This window comes from Endozoicomonas sp. ALB115, assembly GCF_049310245.1.
Taxonomy (GTDB): Bacteria; Pseudomonadota; Gammaproteobacteria; order Pseudomonadales; family Endozoicomonadaceae; genus Endozoicomonas.
The window spans coordinates 1-3,501 of record NZ_JBLYZG010000147.1 but is presented as its reverse complement, the minus strand read 5'-3'; the positions used below and the strand labels follow the sequence as shown (position 1 = coordinate 3,501).

Annotated in this window: 6 protein-coding genes; 3 read left to right on the top strand and 3 right to left on the bottom strand. The window is 41.3% G+C overall.

The genetic code is table 11. The annotated features are described in order from the left end of the window. The first annotated feature begins 164 nt into the window (after positions 1–164). From ACO6VE_RS24120 to ACO6VE_RS24110, 3 genes are all read left to right on the top strand, one after another. Positions 165–656, top strand: coding sequence for a GNAT family N-acetyltransferase (locus ACO6VE_RS24120; protein ID WP_422450688.1), 492 nt, complete (start codon positions 165–167; stop codon positions 654–656). A 91-nt stretch (positions 657–747) separates the two neighbouring features. Beyond that, positions 748–1,707, top strand: a complete 960-nt coding sequence (locus tag ACO6VE_RS24115; RefSeq protein ID WP_422464008.1) for a hypothetical protein — start codon at positions 748–750, stop codon at positions 1,705–1,707. Beyond that, entirely contained in the window at positions 1,685–2,059 is a 375-nt protein-coding gene (locus ACO6VE_RS24110) for a hypothetical protein (protein ID WP_422464006.1), read from the top strand. Before ACO6VE_RS24115 ends, ACO6VE_RS24110 begins: the two co-directional genes overlap by 23 nt. 69 nt (positions 2,060–2,128) lie before the next feature. On the opposite strand, the gene ACO6VE_RS24105 is transcribed toward ACO6VE_RS24110, so the two are convergent. The 3 genes from ACO6VE_RS24105 to ACO6VE_RS24095 form a co-directional block, all read right to left on the bottom strand. Further along, positions 2,129–2,602: a group II intron maturase-specific domain-containing protein gene (locus ACO6VE_RS24105; RefSeq protein ID WP_422464005.1), complete on the bottom strand. Its 474-nt coding sequence runs from the start codon at positions 2,600–2,602 to the stop codon at positions 2,129–2,131. A gap of 128 nt (positions 2,603–2,730) precedes the next feature. Then, positions 2,731–2,958, bottom strand: coding sequence for a hypothetical protein (locus ACO6VE_RS24100; RefSeq protein ID WP_422444013.1), 228 nt, complete (start codon positions 2,956–2,958; stop codon positions 2,731–2,733). Then, entirely contained in the window at positions 2,951–3,466 is a 516-nt protein-coding gene (locus tag ACO6VE_RS24095) for a reverse transcriptase domain-containing protein (RefSeq protein WP_422464003.1), read from the bottom strand. The genes ACO6VE_RS24100 and ACO6VE_RS24095 overlap by 8 nt, the downstream gene beginning before the upstream one ends. Between the last annotated feature and the right edge of the window lie 35 nt (positions 3,467–3,501).

Genomic DNA, 3,501 nt, shown 5'->3' with positions numbered 1-3,501 from the left:
GTCATCAGCAGGCGTCTTTACCGCCAGTCAAATGTAGGTTCTCCCACAGGGGACTTTCACCCCATCAGTTCATGCCCATGCCGGGCGTACCAAGTAAATCCAGGTGACGCCTACGGCGCACCTGATTTAGGCGTTATGTGCTAATCATAAATCACGGAGTAAGCATGACAATAGAAGTAATTGTTGCAGACTATTCAAATGAAAAACATGCTGATGACCTTGTTTCCTTATTGAATGATTATGCTATTGATCCAATGGGCGGAAATGAACCTTTGGATCAATACGTCAAAGAAAACCTGGCCAAAGAACTTGGTAAGGTTACAAGTGCTTTCAGTATTCTTTGTTATGTAGATGGTAAGCCTGCTGGTTTTGCAAATTGCTTCGAAGGGTTTTCAACCTTTAAATGTAAGCCCCTTATAAATATTCATGATATTGCAGTTAAAAATGAATATCGCGGAAAAAAGTTAAGCCAAATAATACTTGATAAAATTGAGGAAATTGCTTTTCAGAAGGGATGTTGCAAAATCACTTTGGAAGTATTAGAAGGTAATAAGCCCGCTCAGCAAGCCTATCTAAAATATGGTTTTGAACCATATAAATTAAACGGTGATAATGGTTGTGCTCAGTTTTGGCAAAAACAAGTAACACGCACATAACAAGGGCATCCAGCGGATGGCGCTAGACGCGCCGCCGCTTATGCAGGCGTTATGGCTCTAATCATACATTTTTTAATCATGAGGATTTTTAATGCGAATAAATTATTTCGGTTATTTTCTAAAACATAGAAACCGTGATGAACGAGTTTTATTTGACTTGAGAGATATTTTAAAATCTTTTTGTAAGCTAAATAACAACCAATACAAATCAAATTTTAAATATTCAGACGAACATATATTTATTTCGCATCAAGTAGGCGATGTTTACTTGTTTCTTATGACAAGAAGTCATGAGATAATTAAGAAAATTAACACAAATGATTTATCTGTAGATGATATTCAAGATTTATTGAATCAAAATGAAAAGCTAGGCTTTGCTTCTTACATACTTCTTAAAGAAAACTATTTCAGTTTTGGATCAACTTTACTCGCGCCAAAATTTCAGGTTTTCGCCGACTATATAAATAAAATATTACATAGTCTTAATATTTCAGATTATGAGTTTGCTGTAGAACCATTACTTCATCAAGCTACTAGAAGTGAGATAGTGAAAATGCCATTTCTAGGAAGAGCAACAATAGAGATTGACAAAGAGAATTCTCTTACAAGAGACATTATCAATGTTGTTCGTTGTAAATCTGAAGATGTTGAAGATATAGAGTCGATAGAAATTATAATAAAACCGAAAAGGAGCAAAAGTATAAAGCCTGCTGTAGAAAAGTTTATAGACTCTATCGAAGATAAAGGTCTTCAAAAAATGATAATAAAGGCCAAGAATGAAACACATTCGCAGTTGACAGAGTTGTATCTAATAGGCCAAGGTGCTATATCAGATATTATTGGCTCAGTAAAAGAGGAGAGTATTTCTGGGGTTCTAGAAACAAAGGCCGATGAAAACCAATACTTAATAAATAAATTGAGTGAGTTCAGAAAAAATGAAAGATTCGAGGAAGCTGATATTAGTCATATTGTACGGTTTGCTAACTTGGATTCCTGGACCGATCTTGTTCCTGAGTTACGACAAGATCGTGAAGAACTATGCGTCTCTTAGTCTTTCGCTTTTCAAAGAGAGAGACGATATCGCTGTTGTTCTATCATCATTTGCTTTTACGATGCTTGGCTTTTTAGCAGCAGTAATAACCATAATGTTCTCGTTTTCAAATTCGAGTACATTTAAAAAGTACAAACGCAAAGGCTATTTAGATGTATTTTTTTCAATTTATTATTCAGCAATATTTGGTTTAATTTTTACATTTGGTCTGTCAATATTAAATTTTTCAGAAAGTACTGGAGCTTGGATTTTTCGTTTGAGTGTAATGTCAACAGTAAATAATCTTGTTCAAATTGGCTTAGTGACAACGATTATTATAAATCTAGCCAGAAGAGCTGCAAACGAGCCATAAATCGGGTAAGGGCTGGTCTTTCTCCAGCCCTCCCCACAGCACCCGGCATGCGGGTCCGCACCGGGCGGTTCAACGATGATGGTGAAACCTGATCCATAAATCTTTCAATGAAACAAACCCAATTTTCGCGAGGTAATTGTTATTCAGTGCCTGTTGTACCGCATAAGTTTTACTCAGACGGTAATACCCTTTGCTGCTGGCTGCGATCTTGGCGGCGTTCACTTTATCAACGCCTAACCTGACCAGATTCTTGAAACGGGTTTTTGGCTTGCGCCATTGCTTCAGAAAACAGCAACGGATTCGCCGACGTATCCATTGATCCAGCAGGGGAATTGGTCGGTAATATTCCGATAACCGGAAATACCCCATCCAACCCCGGATATATTGTGCCAGTTTGTGTAACCGATGTTGCATTGAGACACCCCAGCGACGACTGGTCAACTTGAGTATCCGGTATTTGAATCGGTCCAGACACTTCTGGGCCCAGCGAACTTTCTTCCCTGTGAAGGTGAAACTCAGGAATTCGCTTTCTGTTGCTTTCACAACCTTCTCATCATAAAGAGCTTTTCCGGGAGTTAATCTTCAGTTTCAATTTGCGTTCAATGAACTGGGTAATACTGTGCATCACCCGATCCCCTGCACGCTGACTTTTGACGAGAATAACGAAGTCATCACACTCTCTTACAAAAGAGCCTTGCAAAGCAATGACCCCGATATTCAAGCTCCTTGTCGAGTTCGTCGAGGACCACATTAGACAGCAAGGGTGATAAAGGCCCACCCTGTGGCATGCCAACCCTGGTCGGGTAGACATTGCCCTCAATCATGACACCGGAGCGCAGGTAGCGACCAATCAGTTTTAGAAGGCGTTTGTCGTGGATCTTACGGGAGACCCTAGACATCAAAACGTCGTGATTGACCGTATGACCGCCATGGAAGGTGGGAAGTCTGGTTTTGCAGGAGCAAAAACCAGCCAAATAATTTACTCAGATCAACGTCAACGGCGTAATGTAGCCCCCCGTTGATCAACTGCTTAACCTGACGGACTCCGTCGTGTGCTGACCGCCCCGGTCGGTAGCCAAAGCTGTTTGGGGAAAATCCCGGGTCAAAGACAGGCGTCAGCACCTGCACAATGGCCTGCTGTATGACCCTGTCGATCACGGTTGGGATTCCCAGCAAGCGTTCACCGCCGTCCGGCTTTCCTATCACATGCCGGCGCACGGGTGACGGCTGGTAGGTTCCGTCCAATAAGGCTTGACGCACTGAAGGCCAATTCTGTTTGGCAAAGTCTGGATAAGCTTCAATGGTGACTCCATCGATACCCGGAGCACCCTTGTTGCTTCTGACCTGTTTCCATGCGCTTGCCAGATTAGCCGGTTCAAGTACGCAATTTAGTAGATCATGGTTCAAAGCTGGTTAAAGATTCTGTCGCCAGGTACGGTGAG

Coding starts and splice junctions, on each gene's coding strand:
- ACO6VE_RS24100 (WP_422444013.1), bottom strand. CDS start 2,958: ATGTCTAGGGTCTCCCGTAAGATCCACGACAAACGCCTTCTAAAACTG.
- ACO6VE_RS24115 (WP_422464008.1), top strand. CDS start 748: ATGCGAATAAATTATTTCGGTTATTTTCTAAAACATAGAAACCGTGAT.
- ACO6VE_RS24120 (WP_422450688.1), top strand. CDS start 165: ATGACAATAGAAGTAATTGTTGCAGACTATTCAAATGAAAAACATGCT.